The sequence below is a fragment of the Nonomuraea turcica genome (assembly GCF_030718205.1).
GTDB lineage: Bacteria > Actinomycetota > Actinomycetes > Streptosporangiales > Streptosporangiaceae > Nonomuraea.
Genome location: NZ_JAUZQF010000008.1, coordinates 339,203 through 354,292, shown reverse-complemented (window position 1 = coordinate 354,292; position 15,090 = coordinate 339,203). Strand labels below are relative to the sequence as shown.

Annotated in this window: 18 protein-coding genes and 1 pseudogene; 5 read left to right on the top strand and 14 right to left on the bottom strand. The window is 69.2% G+C overall.

What is annotated here, in order from left to right:
* Positions 1–25: 25 nt before the first annotated feature.
* Both Q9G87_RS22840 and tpx read left to right on the top strand, forming a co-directional pair.
* Entirely contained in the window at positions 26–1,036 is a 1,011-nt protein-coding gene (locus Q9G87_RS22840; RefSeq protein WP_305918455.1) for a hypothetical protein, read from the top strand.
* Between the two features lie 52 nt (positions 1,037–1,088).
* Complete coding sequence (tpx, locus tag Q9G87_RS22835) at positions 1,089–1,589, top strand: thiol peroxidase (RefSeq protein WP_305918454.1); 501 nt, start codon at positions 1,089–1,091, stop codon at positions 1,587–1,589.
* Positions 1,590–1,628: 39 nt separating this feature from the next.
* Here the strand turns inward: tpx and Q9G87_RS22830 are convergent, their stop codons facing one another.
* The gene (locus Q9G87_RS22830) at positions 1,629–2,516 is read right to left on the bottom strand and encodes a TIGR03619 family F420-dependent LLM class oxidoreductase (RefSeq protein WP_305918453.1); all 888 of its coding nucleotides are present in this window, start codon (positions 2,514–2,516) and stop codon (positions 1,629–1,631) included.
* Positions 2,517–2,519: 3 nt separating this feature from the next.
* A complete protein-coding gene (locus Q9G87_RS22825) occupies positions 2,520–3,314 on the bottom strand; it encodes an SAM-dependent methyltransferase (protein WP_305918452.1) in 795 nt (264 codons plus the stop codon).
* 96 nt (positions 3,315–3,410) lie between these two features.
* Here Q9G87_RS22825 and Q9G87_RS22820 point away from each other — a divergent pair, with 96 nt between their 5' ends.
* On the top strand, positions 3,411–4,163 hold the full coding sequence (locus tag Q9G87_RS22820) for a helical backbone metal receptor (protein ID WP_305918451.1): 753 nt from the start codon (positions 3,411–3,413) through the stop codon (positions 4,161–4,163).
* A 416-nt stretch (positions 4,164–4,579) separates the two neighbouring features.
* On the opposite strand, the gene Q9G87_RS22810 is transcribed toward Q9G87_RS22820, so the two are convergent.
* The 8 genes from Q9G87_RS22810 to Q9G87_RS22775 form a co-directional block, all read right to left on the bottom strand.
* The gene (locus Q9G87_RS22810) at positions 4,580–5,110 is read right to left on the bottom strand and encodes a hypothetical protein (RefSeq protein WP_305918450.1); all 531 of its coding nucleotides are present in this window, start codon (positions 5,108–5,110) and stop codon (positions 4,580–4,582) included.
* Positions 5,107–5,643 carry a MauE/DoxX family redox-associated membrane protein gene (locus tag Q9G87_RS22805; RefSeq protein ID WP_305918449.1) on the bottom strand — a complete coding sequence of 179 codons (537 nt, stop codon included), beginning with the start codon at positions 5,641–5,643 and terminating at the stop codon, positions 5,107–5,109. The genes Q9G87_RS22810 and Q9G87_RS22805 overlap by 4 nt, the downstream gene beginning before the upstream one ends.
* The gene (locus Q9G87_RS22800; RefSeq protein WP_305918448.1) at positions 5,634–6,152 is read right to left on the bottom strand and encodes a hypothetical protein; all 519 of its coding nucleotides are present in this window, start codon (positions 6,150–6,152) and stop codon (positions 5,634–5,636) included. The genes Q9G87_RS22805 and Q9G87_RS22800 overlap by 10 nt, the downstream gene beginning before the upstream one ends.
* A 48-nt stretch (positions 6,153–6,200) precedes the next feature.
* The gene (locus tag Q9G87_RS22795; RefSeq protein ID WP_305918447.1) at positions 6,201–6,356 is read right to left on the bottom strand and encodes a hypothetical protein; all 156 of its coding nucleotides are present in this window, start codon (positions 6,354–6,356) and stop codon (positions 6,201–6,203) included.
* Complete coding sequence (locus Q9G87_RS22790; protein ID WP_305918446.1) at positions 6,353–6,829, bottom strand: hypothetical protein; 477 nt, start codon at positions 6,827–6,829, stop codon at positions 6,353–6,355. The genes Q9G87_RS22795 and Q9G87_RS22790 overlap by 4 nt, the downstream gene beginning before the upstream one ends.
* Before the next feature lie 5 nt (positions 6,830–6,834).
* Positions 6,835–7,362, bottom strand: a complete 528-nt coding sequence (locus Q9G87_RS22785) for a hypothetical protein (RefSeq protein WP_305918445.1) — start codon at positions 7,360–7,362, stop codon at positions 6,835–6,837.
* Complete coding sequence (locus Q9G87_RS22780) at positions 7,347–8,024, bottom strand: hypothetical protein (protein ID WP_305918444.1); 678 nt, start codon at positions 8,022–8,024, stop codon at positions 7,347–7,349. The genes Q9G87_RS22785 and Q9G87_RS22780 overlap by 16 nt, the downstream gene beginning before the upstream one ends.
* An 86-nt stretch (positions 8,025–8,110) precedes the next feature.
* The gene (locus tag Q9G87_RS22775) at positions 8,111–8,848 is read right to left on the bottom strand and encodes an AfsR/SARP family transcriptional regulator (RefSeq protein ID WP_305918528.1); all 738 of its coding nucleotides are present in this window, start codon (positions 8,846–8,848) and stop codon (positions 8,111–8,113) included.
* A gap of 158 nt (positions 8,849–9,006) precedes the next feature.
* Here Q9G87_RS22775 and Q9G87_RS22770 point away from each other — a divergent pair.
* Positions 9,007–9,156, top strand: a pseudogene (locus Q9G87_RS22770) (helical backbone metal receptor); the annotation flags it as partial.
* Positions 9,157–9,160: 4 nt separating this feature from the next.
* Here Q9G87_RS22770 and Q9G87_RS22765 read toward each other — a convergent pair.
* From Q9G87_RS22765 to Q9G87_RS22750, 4 genes are read right to left on the bottom strand one after another with little or no spacing between them, the layout of a single operon-like run.
* Positions 9,161–10,309: an ROK family transcriptional regulator gene (locus Q9G87_RS22765; protein WP_305918443.1), complete on the bottom strand. Its 1,149-nt coding sequence runs from the start codon at positions 10,307–10,309 to the stop codon at positions 9,161–9,163.
* A 3-nt stretch (positions 10,310–10,312) separates the two neighbouring features.
* Positions 10,313–11,158, bottom strand: a complete 846-nt coding sequence (locus Q9G87_RS22760; protein ID WP_305918442.1) for a carbohydrate ABC transporter permease — start codon at positions 11,156–11,158, stop codon at positions 10,313–10,315.
* Complete coding sequence (locus Q9G87_RS22755; RefSeq protein ID WP_305918441.1) at positions 11,145–12,101, bottom strand: carbohydrate ABC transporter permease; 957 nt, start codon at positions 12,099–12,101, stop codon at positions 11,145–11,147. The genes Q9G87_RS22760 and Q9G87_RS22755 overlap by 14 nt, the downstream gene beginning before the upstream one ends.
* Positions 12,098–13,471 carry an ABC transporter substrate-binding protein gene (locus Q9G87_RS22750; RefSeq protein ID WP_305918440.1) on the bottom strand — a complete coding sequence of 458 codons (1,374 nt, stop codon included), beginning with the start codon at positions 13,469–13,471 and terminating at the stop codon, positions 12,098–12,100. The genes Q9G87_RS22755 and Q9G87_RS22750 overlap by 4 nt, the downstream gene beginning before the upstream one ends.
* A 588-nt stretch (positions 13,472–14,059) precedes the next feature.
* Here Q9G87_RS22750 and Q9G87_RS22745 point away from each other — a divergent pair.
* Complete coding sequence (locus Q9G87_RS22745; protein WP_305918439.1) at positions 14,060–15,088, top strand: zinc-binding dehydrogenase; 1,029 nt, start codon at positions 14,060–14,062, stop codon at positions 15,086–15,088.
* The last annotated feature ends 2 nt before the right edge of the window (positions 15,089–15,090 follow it).

The following is a 15,090-nucleotide window of genomic DNA, read 5'->3' as shown; positions in this document are numbered from 1 at the left end:
CGGCCCTACCTTCTCTCCCATACTGATGGGCGTTTCCGGCGAGCAGAGGGAGACGGAAAGCGTGCTCGAGGCGCTGGGCCTCACCGTGGGCGAGGACGCGGTCTACCGCTTCCTCATCGACGGGCCGCGCGCCCTGCCCGACCTCGCGGCCGCTCTCGACCGGCCGCTCGCCTCCGTGGAGAAGGACGTCGTCACGCTGATCGGCCGGGGCCTGGTCTCGCGCTTGCCGGACCCGTCCCTCCAGTACGTCGCCGCACCACCCGCGGTCGCGCTCGGCGGCCTGCTGACGGCACGCAGGGAGGAGCTCCGGACGGCGGAGCTGGCCATCGCGGCGCTTGCCGAACAGCACCGGATGGCCGCCACCGACCGCGCCGTCGGCGACCTCATCGAGGTGGTGACGGGCGTGGAGGCGGTACGGCAGCGCTTCCTGCAGATCCAGGCGGCGGCGAGGAAGCGGGTGCGCTCGTTCTCCACCGCGCCCTTCGTGGCGGTGCCCCCGGGGGCCAACCCGGCCGAGAACCAGGCCGTGGATCGCGGGGTGGAGTATCTCGTCGTGGTGGAGCGCGAGGTCATGGCCGGCCCCGGGGCGGTGGCCGAGACGATCGACTCCCTGCGCAGGGGCGTGCAGGTCAGAGTGACGGACAAGCTGCCCATCAAGCTGATGATGGCCGACAGCGAGCTCGCCCTGGTGCCGCTGACCACCGAGCCCGGCGGGGAGCCCGCCGCAGTGCTCCTGCACCGCAGTGGGCTGCTGGCCGCCGTGGAAGCCCTGTTCGACGCGGTGTGGCAGCAGGCGTACCCCTTGCTCCTGGACGCCGCGGGAGCGATCGACGAGCAGCGGGAGTCCTCGGTCACCGAGCTGGACAGGAAGATCCTCGGGCTGCTGCTGTCGGGGCTGACCGACGAGGCGGTGGCGGGACAGCTGGACCTGTCGCTGCGCACGCTCCAGCGGCGGCTGCGGGCGCTGATGGACCTGGCGGGGGTGCGAACGCGCGCCCAGCTCGGCTGGCACGCGGCCCGCAACGACTGGGCGTGATCCTGCCCTGGATAGGATCCGGGTCGAGCACATCGCTAACGAGGAGGCTTTCATGTCCGACGTCACCCTCAGGGGCAATCCCATCACCGTGGGCGGCACCTTCCCGCAGGCTGGCGACAGCGCGCCCGCGTTCCGCCTGGTGGGCAACGATCTGGCGGAGCGCTCCCTGGAGGACTTCGGCCAGGCGACCAAGGTGCTCAACATCTTCCCGAGCGTCGACACCGGCGTCTGCGCGGCCTCGGTGCGGCGCTTCAACCAGGTGGCCGCCGAGCACCCCGGCGTCGAGGTGCTCTGCGTGTCCGCCGACCTGCCGTTCGCGCAGAAGCGGTTCTGCGGCGCGGAGGGGCTCGACAACGTGACCATGTTGTCGCTCATGCGGGGCCGCGAGTTCCTGACCAACTACGGCGTGGCGCTGGAGTCCGGGCCGATGGCGGGGCTGGCCGCGCGGGCGGTCGTGGTGCTCGACGGCGACAACAAGGTGATCTACTCCGAGCTGGTGCCGGAGATCGCGCAGGAGCCCGACTACGAGGGTGCGCTGAGCGCACTCAAGTAGGCCTCGCGGGAGGCCGCAGTCAGCGCACTCAAGTAGGCCTCACAGGCGGGATCTGATGTCCGCGGCCAGCTCCAGCAGGTGCTGGTCGCTCGTGGCGGTGAGCTGGAGGTCCAGGATCAGCTCGTGGACCCCGGCCTCCGCCGCGGTGGCCAGATAGGCCGCGAGCTCGGCCACGGTGCCGCTCCTCGGCGGGCGGCCCTGATCGGTCACGACGGGGTTGCAGCGCATGACCATGCGCAGCGTCCCTGGGTCGCGGCCGGCCTGCTCGGCACTCACGCACACCGTCCGCCACATTGCCGTGAGCATGGAGATGGGCAGCGGGCCGGTCAGCCAGCCGTCGGCCCGGCGGCCGATGCGGCGTAGCGCGGGCTCGGAGAAACCGGCCAGGTAGAGCGGCAGGCGGTGGGCCGGCTTGGGCTCGATGTGGCTGGGCACGATCGTCCACAACTCGTGCTCGAACGAGACCGGGTCCGTGCCCCAGATCGCCTCCAGTGCGTCCAGGGTGGCCTCGTACCGCTTCCCCCGGTCTTTCCACGGCACGCCGTTGGCGGCGTACTCGTCGGAGGACCAGCCGAGCCCGAGGCCGGCGGCGAGCCGGCCGCCGCTGAGGTGGTCGATCGTGGCGAGGGAGCGGGCCAGGACGGGCGGCGGATACCAGCAGGCGTTCAGCGCGCTGGTGCCCAGCCGCATGGTGGAGGTGGCCGAGGCGGCCACCGACAACACCGCGAACGGGTCCAGGAACACCCGATGCGCCTCCGGGATGCCGTCTCCGCCCGGATAGCGGTCCCTCGGCCGCAGCGGCGTCATCAGCCGGTCGCCTGCCCACAGCCCGGCGAACCCCATCTCCTCGGCCGCCCGCGCCACGTCGAGCACGCTGCACAGTGCGGCGAACCTGCCGTACTGCGGCACCGCCAGCCCGACCTCCACGCCTCAGCCCTTCCGGCCCACGCCGCACAGGATCAGTGACGACTCAGGTCCGTCGGTGAAGTCGACGGTGTCGCCCGGCTCGGGATGCCACTCGGGCAACCAGACCAGGCCCGGGTCCACCAGCTCGAACCCGTCGAAGAGCTCCATGATCCGCTTCCTGCCACGCAGCGTGAGCGGCGCGCTGGCCGTCCGGTAGACCGCGGTCGCCGTGCTCACGGCGGCGGCGCGGGCGTCGCTGGTGCCGTGGGACAGGACGAGGTAGCTGCCGGGCGCCACGGCCTGGCGCAGGGTCGCGATGATCTCCTGCGGCCGCTCGGAGTCGGTGACGAAATGCATGACCGCCGCCAGCAGCACACCCACGGGACGGCCGAAGTCGATCGCCCGCGCGACCTCGGGATCGTCCAGGATGTCGCCGGGCTTGCGGAGGTCGCCCTGGACCACTGTCGTGCCGCCCTGACCGGCCAGCAACGCCCGCGCGTGCACCATGACCACCGGGTCCACGTCGGCGTAGACGACCTGGGAGCCGCCGCCGGCGATCTGGTGCACGTTCTCCCGCCGCGGCAGCCCCGTGCCGATGTCGAGGAACTGCCGCACCCCGGCCGCGGCGAGGTGACGCACGGCGCGGGTGAGGAACGCCCGGTTCGCGCGGGCGGCGGCCCGCACTTCCGGCGCCACTCTCAAGATCCGCTCCGCCGCCTCCCTGTCCACAGGGAAGTGGTCCTTGCCCCCGAGAAAGTAGTCATAGAGCCGGGCAACGTTGGGCGTGTCCGGATCGAAGCCGCGTGACTCTCGCTCCACCGCATCCCCCCGATCACGTGGTAACGATCTTTCGGGTGATTCTACGGATCTATACCGACATCAGGCCGCACTTATCCATAGATCTAGGGTGTGGATATGGATGACCTCGGTATGGCGGTGGCCGTTCCGGAGACGGTGCGGCGGATCGTGTCCCTGGTGCCGTCGCTGACCGAGTCCGTGGCGGCGACCGTGCCGGAGGCGTTGGTGGGAGCGACCGACTGGTGCTCGCACCCGGCCGACCTCGACGTGGCCAGGGTCAAGGGCACCAAGAATCCCGACCTGGAAGCGATCAGGAAGCTCCGGCCCGACGTGGTCCTGGCCAACGCCGAGGAGAACCGCCTGGCCGACCTCGATGCCCTGCGTGCGGCGGGGATCGCGGTCTGGGTCACCAAGATCGAGACCCTGGAGGAGGCCTTCGTTTCGCTGGATCGGATGTTCACGTACGCATGCCGTACCAACCGCCCGGCCTGGCTGGACGCGGCGGAGGCGGCGTGGCGGACGGCCACGTGGGACGGCCCGAGGAGGACGGCGATCATCCCGATCTGGCGCCGGCCGTGGATGGTCGTCGGTCGCGCCACCTTCACCGGGGACGTGCTGAAGCACCTCGGCGTCGACAATCTGTATGTCGGCCACGCCGAGCGTTACCCCAAGATCCCGCTCCCCGAGCTGGTGGGGCGCCGGCCCGACCTGGTGGTCCTGCCCGACGAGCCCTACGCGTTCTCGGCGACGGACGGCCCGGAGTGTTTCCCCGGCCGCACATGCGCTCTGGTCAGCGGGCGGCTGTTGACCTGGTATGGTCCGTCGCTGGTCGAAGCGCCCGAGTTGTTGCGCCGCGACCTCGGAGGCTGAGGGGTCAGTTAACTGGTTCGGCCAGGCGGCGTCCACGGAGGCGGGGGAGATCACGTGCTCCAGACGAATATGTGGGGCTGCTCCCGGAACACGCCGCTGCGCTCGGCGAGCCCTACGCCCGCCACCTGGGCGACGGAGTCCGGGAGTTTCACCGAGCCGGAGGACGTAGCCGAAGCCCGTCGCGAGATCCGCCCGGATCGAAGGCTCCGACACCGTGCCCACACTGCCCCTCCTCGCCAAGCTGGCCGAGGCCCTGGACGCCACCCTCAACATCGCCCTCGATAGCGACGACACCCAGGTGAACTTCACAGGACACGCTCCGACGTGGCCTGAGCAGCCCCAAGCACTCCGCGGTACCCAGCGCACTTCGCGAGATTCGGTGCTTGACGTCGGCTGGCCGCTGATGGCCAGGGCCGTCAGGAGAAGGGAGAACTCCTGTCGGACTTCGTCGCTGCTTGTAGTGGATGATTGAGGGCCAGCCGGGCGATCTCGGCGATCTCCGGGAGTTCGCCGACCGACTCGGGCCCGCTGACGACCGCGAACCGGTTCCCGCCGAACACGGCGATCTCCAGCTCGCCCGCGTGCCGGGCCTCGTACCGAGGGCCGGGCGCGCTCTCCACGTCCCTCACGGTCCCGCACTCGGCATAGAACCGCTTGAACGTGTCCATGCCGTCCACACCGGACACCACCAGCTGGGACACCGACGCCCCGCCGGAAGACCGGAACACCCGGACCCGCACGTCCGAGTCCCCGGAAACGATCTTCTCCTGCCCGCAGGGCACGAGATCGTCCTCCAGGTCCGCCCAGGTGCCTTCCGAGGTCCTCACCTCACTCCAGCCTCCGGGCAGCCTGCCCGGATCCAGGAGCACGTCCGGTGGTGGCGCCTGTCCACCCGGCGTCGCGCCACACCCGGCCACCAACATGACGATCAACCAGATCCGTCTCATGTGTCCCCTTTCCGATGCATGTACTCCTGAGGGGCCCGAGAGGTTCCCAGGAGATCCACGACCAGACCGGCCACCACCGCCAGCCCCGCGACGAACGCCGCGGGCAGCAGGTGGGCCGACCGGGGAACGAGGTCCGCCGGCGGCGGGGCGAGCCCGGCGGCCAGGGCCGCGCTCGCCATGGCCCACAGCAGGCCCATGCCCACCTTCACCCCGGACACCCTGCTCGTGTCGTCGAGACACCCGCAGGGCACCCGCCCCCGGGTCCGCCACACCACGACCAGGTAGCCCACGAGCAGCAGGTGCCATACCGCGGCCAGCGCGCCCGCGGCCCGGACGGCGGGGTGCGCTCCGCTAAGCCAGGCGGCCGCCAGCGACAGTCCGACGACGGGCTCCACCCTGCTGCCCTGGCGGGCCAGCCACCCGGGCAGCAGGGCGTGCGACGTGATCACTCCGATGCCGTGCCTGAGGTGCCGTACCCCGGCCACGACCAGCAGGAGGGCTCCCGCCAGCGCCACGTCGGCGATCAGAGCCATCCTTCTCCCAGGATGACGATCAGAGGCAGGACGAAGCCCGCGGCGCAGAACCGGCCGATCCAGGCCATCCGGCGCAGCAGCACCCGGTCCCATTGCTGAGGGTCGCCACTGACCGAGCGGGCGAGCGGCATCAGCACCCGGCCGAGGCCGAACCCCAGCCCGGCGAGCACGCCGGGGAGGACTCCGCCGATCAGTACGACGGTGAGGACCAGCGCGTGCGGCAGCGCCGTCGGGGTGAACGTGCGGACCCCGGTGCCCATCTCGAACCCGAATTGGAACGGGCCCTCGAAGTCACGGCGCGGGATGACGTCCTGCGGCACGAGCCGGCGGTTCTGCGGCAGTTGCAGCGGCCGCCCCGCGAACTCGAACACCATGATCACACTGATGAGCGCGATGAGCGCCCATACCCTGCCTGCGGCAGGCACCACTGAGACGAGGCCGCCGAGGGCTCCCACCACCGTTCCCGACACCATCCCGCCCACGATGAGACCGGAGGAGAACGAGGTCAACTGTCCTCGCCAGACCGACGAGGTGAGCAGATCCGCCGAGTTGAGGCTTCAAACGGAGCCGGACAACGAGTAACCGGCGGTGACGCCCATCAGCGTCCAGGCCAGCAGCTCCGCCTGGCCCAGGCGCGCCCAGTGGGCGAGTGCCAGCGCGAGCGCCGCGAGCAGCAGCCCGGCGGCGGCTCGCGGCGCGGACAGCAGCCTCACGGCCTCGCCTTGGAGCAGATGTAGAAGGTGTCGCCCACGCCGTAGACGCGGTAGTAGCCGTCGGCACAGCGGTAGGGCACCCCGCTGTGCGTCCAGCGCCAGGCGTTCCGATTGGCGAGGCTACCGGCCCCGCACGCCTTGATCGGGATGTACGCCGAGTACGCGTTGCCGTCCGTGCGGAACCAGCCGTCGCTCCCGCAGTACGAGCTGGCGTAGGGCGCGCCGACGCACACCTTGGTGTTGTTGCTGTAACCGGCCCAGGAGCCGTACCCGGCGCAGTCGGTGTATTCGGTGCCGACCGTCGCGGAGGCGCTCTTGCTCCTCCCACCCGGCAGCGCGCTCACGATGTTGATCGCGAGTGCGCCGCCCAGCACGCCCAGCGTCTGGAACACGGCGCGGCGCGACACCCGGCTCTGGCGCGGGGCCTCGGAGTCCAGCACGGAGGGCACGCTCGCCCAGTAGTCAGTGGTCATGTCACTCACCTCACGTTCGCAGAGGAGCGGACCTCGAGATGCCGGTCCAGGTCGTCGTCGGAGCCCACGGCCCGGCGCCAGATCTCGGCGCCGTCGGGGGCGTACTTCACCAGGGACGGGGTGACGCCGACCGCCACCGCTCCCAGCAGGTCCGCGTTCACGATGGATTCGATGTCCGTCCCCGCCGTCCACTCGGCGCAGGCGTCCGCCGCGCTCAGCAGCTTCAGATGGCCGCCGACGCGGCCGTCGGAGACGGCGGCGAGACGGGCGGCGCGCTCGCGGCAACTCTGGCAGTGCTCCGTGACGACCAGGACGAACGTGGGGCGCTCGTCCGGAGAGGCGAAGCGGGGGACGGTGCGGGCGGCCGCCACGGCGGAGGGAGCCGGAGCCCCGGTCGCCAGCGCCGCCTGCTGGAGGTCGCGCACCATCCTGAGCAGCGCGGACAACGCGAAGAGTGCGATGACCATACCGAGGAAGGACAGCACGGCGAGGGAGTTGACGATGTTCTGCATGGGCGTCAGCTCAGCGTGCACACGAGGGAGTCGGCCACGGCCGCGAACCTCGGGTCATCAGGATTTATCGCGATGAGAGAGGTGGCGGTGGACTCGTTCACCAGCATCGCGGTGCGGCGCAGCCTGCCGTCGGCGCCGGGTTCGTCCAGCTTCCAGAGCTCTCCTCCCCGCACCCGCTTGCCGACCCGGGCCGGCACCTCGGACTCGGCCTGCCCACGGGGCTTGACCTGGACCGAGCAGACCCCGTCGAGGGTGTTGACGGCGATCACGTTGCCCAACCGGACCTGCGATCCGGGACGGGGCTTCAGCACGAGGCCGTCCGGGGAGTCCTGCATGTCGAACTTGTTCAGCTCGTCCATGAAGACCTCGAAGGGCACCGCGGTGCCCGGGATGAAGCTGTAGAGCTCGTGGTACGGGCCGATCCACACCATCGTGGTTCCGCCGATCTCCGGGTCCTCGTACGAGACCAGCCTGGCCCCGTTCCACGACACCTCTCTGACCACGAACCGTTCGTACTCGCCCAGATGGCGGGCGACGAGTTCCCTGGCGCCGGCCGCACCGGTGTGCAGCCGGTATCCACCGGCGGGCGAGTGGGTCCACAGGACGCTGCTCCACCTGGTCGTAAAGGGCGCGGGCAAGCCCTCGACGGTCAGTGTCCGGCCGTCGGGAGTCCGTATGGGCATGGGCATACCTCCTGCATGATCGGTTGCCTGCCTCCATGATCGTGGCGGCCTGTCCACGATCGCCACATTTCCGCCACACACCCGCCTCACCCGTCCATGAGGATCTTGTGGTGGAGCAGCGCCAAGGTCTGCGAGGGACCTATGCCGAGCCGTTGCACCAGCGTGGCCCGGCACTCGTGGTAGGCGAGCAGCGCGTCCGCCCGCCGTCCGCTCAGGTGGTAGGCCAGCATGAGCCGCGCGCGCAGATCCTCCCTGAGCGGGTCCCAGGAGATCGCCTCCCGCAGGCGGTCGATGGCCGTCTCGTACGCGCCCATCCGGATGCATCCGTCGGCGAAGTCGCCCACCACGGCCGTGCGCCACCCGTTGAGCCGGGTCGCGGCGTTCGCCAGCACCTCGGAGGTCCCCGCGAGATCCTGCAGCGCGGTCCCCCGCCACAGGCCCAGCGCCGCCCCGAGCATCTCCGTCGCGTCCTGCTCTGACGTGAGAGCCAGCGCCGCCTGTCTGCGTAAGGACTCGAAGGCCGCCACGTCCAGCCCGTCGCAGCCGAGCCCCGTGATCCGGTAGCCGCCGGGCACGGTCTCGATCCGCACCTGCGACCCCACCAGCGCCTGGCGCAGCCCCACGATATAGGTCTGCAGGTTACGCCGCGCCGACGCCGGGCTCCGCTCTCCCCACAGTCCGCGGATGCACCGTTCGGTGCTGACCACCTGTGGCGCGTCGAGCAGCAGCAGAGCGAGCAGCTGCCGGTGCTTGACCCTGGTGATTCCCACGGTCCGGCCGTCCGGCTTCTCGATCTCGAAGTGCCCGAGCAGCAGGAATCTCATCTCCAACTTCCCCCACCTTGAACGGATCGACGAGTCGTGATCCCGTCATCGATCGCCTACTGCTCATGGGGGCGGCGCCACGCTGCGAGCCCTCACACGAGACGAATTCTGACTTGATTTCCGGACAGGTATCAAGAAGGAGATTCGGACATCGACCGCCCGACGAGCCGTATGCGTTCTGCGCGACGGACGGCCCGGAGTGTTTCCCCGGCAGCACGTGCGCCCTGGTCAGTGGGCGGCTGCTCACCTGGTACGGTCCCTCGCTGGTCGAGGCGCACGAGCGGTTGCGCCGCGATCTCGGCGGCTGAGAGGTCAGCTGACCGGCTCGGCCAGGGCGGCGTCCACGGACGCGGGGGAGAGCACGTGCTCCATGACGATGACCGCCATGCCCACGATCCCCGCCCGGTCGCCCAGCGATGAGGTGACGATCTCCAGGTTCCTGGTCGTGTACGGCAGGCTGCGCCGGTAGACGATCTCCCTGATCCCGGTCAGGTAGTGCTCCCTGGTCTCCGCCATGTCCCCGGCCAGCACCAGCACGCCGGGGTTGAGCAGGCTGACAGCGGTGGCCAGCACGATTCCCAAGGTCCGCCCCGCCTCCTGGGTACGGGCGATGGCCGTGGGATCGCCGGCCTGTACGAGCCGGACCACGTCCCGGCTGAACTCCTGGCCCAGGTCGGTGGCGAGGGCGTGGCCGCTGGCCAGCGAGGCGACGCAACCGCGCGAGCCGCAGGTGCAGACCCGGTCGTCGCTCTCGCGGATGCGTACATGACCGATGTTTCCGGCGGCTTCCTCGACGCCGCGATAAATCTGGCCATCGAGGATGATGCCGGTGCCTATCCCGGTCGAGACCTTGATGAGGATCAGCGAGTCGGTCTCCCGCCAGGACGACCACCACTCGCCCAGAGCCATCGCGTTGGCATCGTTCTCCACCAGGATCGGCACGTCGTACTCCGCCCCGATGGCCGCGCCTACCGGATGGTCGTCCCACCCCGGCATGAGGAACGACCTGATCACCCGCCCGTTGGTGTGATCCACCGAGCCCGGCAGGTCCAGCCCGATGCCGCACACCTCGGCGGCGGGCCGGCCGTGCCGGTCCAGCATGCGCTGGAAGGCCTGCCGCACCCACGACAGCACGGCCTCGGGCCCGCGGTCGATGCGCATCTCGGTGCTCTCCTCGGCCAGCGGCCGGGCGGCCAGGTCGGTCAGCGCCGCCCGGACGTGCGTGGCGCCCAGGTCGGCGACCAGCATCAGCCGCTTGGTCGCGTCCACCTCGAGCACCGAGGGCGGTCGCCCGCCCCCGGATGCCCCGACGCCGGACTCGTGGATGTATCCGGCGTCGATGAGCCGGTCCACCCGGTCAGTGATCGTCGACCGGGACAGGCCGGTGTACTCGATGAGTTCCTTGCGTGTACGGCAGGTGCCATTGCGGATGAGCTGGAGGATCTGCCCTGCCGTCAGCATGGTTCATCCCTTCTCGGCTCCTGCCGTCAGCCCTTCCGTCAGCAGGCGCTCACTGGCGAAGAACACGATCACGATCGGCAGCGTGAGCACCACCGACCCGGCCATCAGGACCGTCGTCGGGATCTCGATGCTTCCCGCGAGCTGCGAAAGCCCCAGGGAAACGGTCCAGCTGTCCCGCCGCTCCACCAGGAAGAGCAGGGCGAACAGGAACTCGTTCCATGCGATCATGAAGGCGTAGAGGCCGGTGGCCATCAGCGCGGGCTTGGAGAGCGGCAGCACCACCCGCCAGATGGTCGACAGTCTCGTGCACCCGTCGATCGCGGCCGCTTCCTCCACGCTCTGCGGCACGGTCTCGAAGTAGTTGCGGAGCATGTATACCGTGACAGGCACCGTTTGCGCGATATACACGAGGATCAGGCCGATCAGGGATCCTCGGAGCCCCAGCATCGTGAAGAGCACGAACAGCGGGATGGCCAGCACGATCGCCGGGAACAGGTACACCGCCAGGAACAGGAAGTGCACCTGCCGCCGCCCGAAGAAGCGCAGCCGCGCCACCGCGTACGCGCCCGGGATCGAGATCAGCAGCGTGAACGCCACCGACGCGACCGCGATGATCGCGCTGTTGCGCATGAACGTCAGGAAGCCCTGCCTGGTCAGGACGTTCACGTAGGTGTCGAGGGTGAAGCTGGCCGGCCAGAGCGAGCCGGGATCCAGGATGAGCTCCTGGATGTCGCGGACCGACAACATCACCATGTAGAAGAACGGAAACGCGGTGACCAGGAAGAGCACCAGGATCACCAGCGGCTTCAGATACCTGAACAGGGTCCGTTCGACGTTATCTCTGCTCATCGCGCTCACCCCCGCCGAAGAATCGCAGGTAGACGACGAGGAACACGACGAGCACGACCGCCAGCACGATCGCCTGCGCGGCCGAGGCGCCGATGTCGTCGCGGGCGGTCAGGAAGTTGTAGACCCGCACGCTGACGACCTCGGTGCCGGCCCCGCCGCCGGTCAGCAGATAGACGTCGTCGAACTTGGTGAACGTGAACACGAACCGCAGCACCGACAGCAACGCGATGATGCGCCACAGCTGCGGCATGATCACGTACCGGAAGCGCTGGGTGGGCGTGGCCCCGTCCACCACCGCGGCCTCGTCCAGTTCGGCGGGCAGTGCCTGCAGCCTGGCCAGGATGAACAGGAACGCGAACGGGAAATACCGCCAGGCCTCGAAGGCGATCACCGTCAGCAGCGCCACGGGCACCTGGATGCCCAGGAACTCGCCGTTGGCCTGGGTGAGGAAGGCGATGGGCTCGCGCAGCCAGGTGTTGACGATGCCGTACTGCGGGTTGAGCATCGTCTCCCACAGGAACGCCACCGCCACGACCGGCGCCACGTACGGGATCAGGATCGAGGCCCTGACCAGGGTCCGGCCGACGAACCTGTCCCGCAGCGCCAGCGCCGCCACCAGCCCGATCACGATCGACAACGCCGTTCCCGCGACCGTGTAGACGAGGGTGTTGACCAGGGACGTCCAGAAGCCCGGCTCGGAGATCACGTACGTGAAGTTCTCCAGCGTGTAGTTGCCGAAGATCCCCACCCGCCGGATGTTGATCAGCCGCGCGTCCTGGAACGCCAGCATGATCGCCCACAGCAGCGGCACCACCACCACGACCAGCGTGATGATCAGCGTCGGCGAGATCAGGACGAGCCCGGCGCGGCCCTCCTGCTGCCGAAGCGTGCGGCCTTTGGGTTTACCGGGCGCCGCCGCGGGTCTCTCACGCGTCGTCGTCACTGCCGGATCCCGCGCTTGATCGTCTCCACGTCCGCCTTGGCCTGGGCGGCCGCGGCCTGGGGGGTGAGGGACCCGTCGACGACCCCGCTCAGCGCCTTGGGCACCGGCAGCTCGCCCATGGTGGCGCCGACCAGCTTGCCCTGCCCCTGCGCGATGCCCCAGCGGGCGAACGTGTCCGGGCTCTTGCGCAGGGACTCCAGCACGTCGGCCGGGTAGATGTCGGCCAGCGGCTTCTTGGAGTCGACCCCGGCGGGCAGCTTGTTCCACTGCTCGGCGAAGGTGGTGCGGGTGGGGAACTTGCCCTCGGGCGCCATGCCGATCCAACGCTCGTAGCCCTCGTTCATCATGTACGCGACGAACTTGGACGCCGGGTCCTTGGCCGCGTCACGGGTGATCGCCCACGAGACGATCTCGCCGTACTGGGCGGGTGCGCTTCCGTCCGGTCCCTTCAGCGCCGTCACCACGCCGGTGTTCTTGGCCAGCCACTCGGGGTCCTCGCGGCACTCCTGGCAGCTCGGCAGCGCGTCCTTCCGCAGCCCCGCCATCTCGTCCAGGATGAACGACGACCAGATCATCATGGCCGCCTTGCCCGAGAAGTACGTGGCCCGGGTGGTGTCGACGTCCTGCTTGCCCTTGACCGAGTAGTTCTTGGCCAGGTTCGAGTAGAACTCGAAGGCCCGTACGCACGCCGGCGAGTCCAGGGCGACATTTCCGGAATTGTCGACCAGCTGGCACCCGTTCGCCTGCGCCACGTGCTCGAAGCTCTGCGCGGTGAACGAGTCCTTCGGTGCGATCGCCAGCGTGATGCCCGCGACCCCGCCCGTGTTGAGCTTCTGAGCCGCCGCCTGCAGCGCCTCGTACGTGTCCGGCGGCTGCAGCCCGGCCTTGTCGAACAGGTCCTTGCGGTAGAGGATCAGCTGCGCCCACCCGTCGCTGGGCACCGCGAGCAGCTGGCCTTCTGAGGTGTTGAGCTCCAGGGCCCGCGGGGAGAAGGAGTCCCTGCCGAGCTGGTCCACGACCCTGCCCGGCGTCTCGGTGTCGAGCAGCTCGTTGGTCTCCAGCTCGCGGACCGCGGACAGGGGCAGCGCGCCGATCACGTCGGGCAGGTCATCCGCGGCGGCGGCGGCCGTGATCGCCTGGCTGAACTGGTCCTCGGCCATGGCGACCAGCTCCACCTGGACGCCGGTCTTCTGGGTGAACTCGGTGACGATCTGCTTCTGCACGGCCATCCGGTCCTCGAGGTTCTCCTCGGTCCAAACCGTGATCTTGTTGGCTGCGGTCGGCTGCTCGCCGCCGCCGTCACCGCAGGCCGCCACCGTGGCGGCCGTCAGCAGTGCGACGGAGAGGACGGCGGTTACCTTCTTCGGCATGGCGCGCTCCTCTGGTTGGGGATATGCCCGCCCTTACCCCGGGATCAGATGGCGCAACGTGCGGGAGGCGATACCGAGACCGGTCTGTACCCTCTCCGTGCCTCCGCTCCACACGGTGTGGTGTCCGTGGTCAAGAGGTGGGCTATGTCCGGAAATGTACGGTCGCGGCCATCGTGGTGCCAGCTCTTCATCAGGCGGTTCTCAATGACGATCTCCACGTCCGGACCTTCCTGGTCATGTCCGTACTTCTCGTAGGATGCGATCGAGAAAAGCGCTGGTCCGGCTTCGGGGAAGATGCCCTGGATTAGAGCACGTTCAGCCTCGGTCAAAACGATCTACCTGAATGTGACGTCCGCCATCCGAAGCGAGGCGACCAGCCACTTCCGGTGCCTCGAAGCCCTGCTGAACGGCCCACTCGAGCGACGTCGGTAAGGTCACTTTCCACAAGACACGCGCCAGAAACCCCAATTGCATCAGCAGCCTCCGGCGGAAGACGTAGACTTAAGTGTGTTACGGGCGCAAGTATCGTGTGCAAACAAGCAATAAAGCTTTGTCTTTTGATTGATCATTAAGCGTAAGTGTTGGGGAATGCGCGTCATCACCTTTGAAGAGCCAGGCCAAGTCCGCGTCGGCCTGGAGTCGCCCGCCGATCTCGTTCCGGGCTCCGTACGCGTGAAAACGCTCTACTCCGGAGTCTCGGCAGGCACCGAACTCACCGCCTATCGCGGGACGAACCCTTATCTCAGCCGCAAGTGGGACACCGAGCGCCGGCTGTTCGTCGAGGGTCAGACCCATGCCTACCCGCTGAGCGGCTGGGGATACCAGGAGGTCGGCGAGGTGGTGGAGGCGGCGCCCGATGTCGCCGATCCCCCTGTCGGCGCTCTCGTGTGGGGCATCTGGGGCCACCGTGCCGAGGCCGTCGTGCCGGCGGAGAAGCTGGTCGGCCACGTGCTGCCGCCCGGCGCCGACCCGCTGACCGGCGTCTTCGCCCGCGTGGGCGCCATCGCGCTCAACGCGGTGCACGCCGCCGACGTGCACCTGGGTGACCAGATCGCGATCTTCGGCCAGGGCGTCATCGGGCTGCTCGCCACTCGCCTGGCCGTGCTCAGCGGCGCCAGGGTGGTCGCCGCCGACGCCATTCCCGACCGGCTCGAGCTGGCCAGGACGTTCGGCGCGGCCGAGACGTTCGACATCGCCTCGGGCTCGGTCGCCGAGTTCATGCGCAAACGGGTCGATGGCGCCGACACCGTCATCGAGCTGAGCGGCAGCCACCTCGGGCTGCACGAGGCCATCAGGACCGTGCGCAAGGGCGGACGGGTGGTGGCCGCCGGGTTCTACCAGGGCGACGGCATCGGGCTGCGGCTCGGCGAGGAGTTCCACCACAACCAGGTCCAGCTCGTCGCCTCCCAGATCGGCGGGGTCGCCTCGTGGCTGGCGCACCGGTGGGACGTCGAGCGCCTGCAGCTCACGTTCATGGAGCTCGTGCACCGGGGCGAGGTCGACGTCACCGAGCTCATCAGCCACGTCGTGCCCGTCGATCGGGCCGCCGAGGCTTTCGACCTGATCGACAAGCATCAGTCCGAAGTGCTCCAGCTCGTCTTCCAATTCGAGGAGTGAAC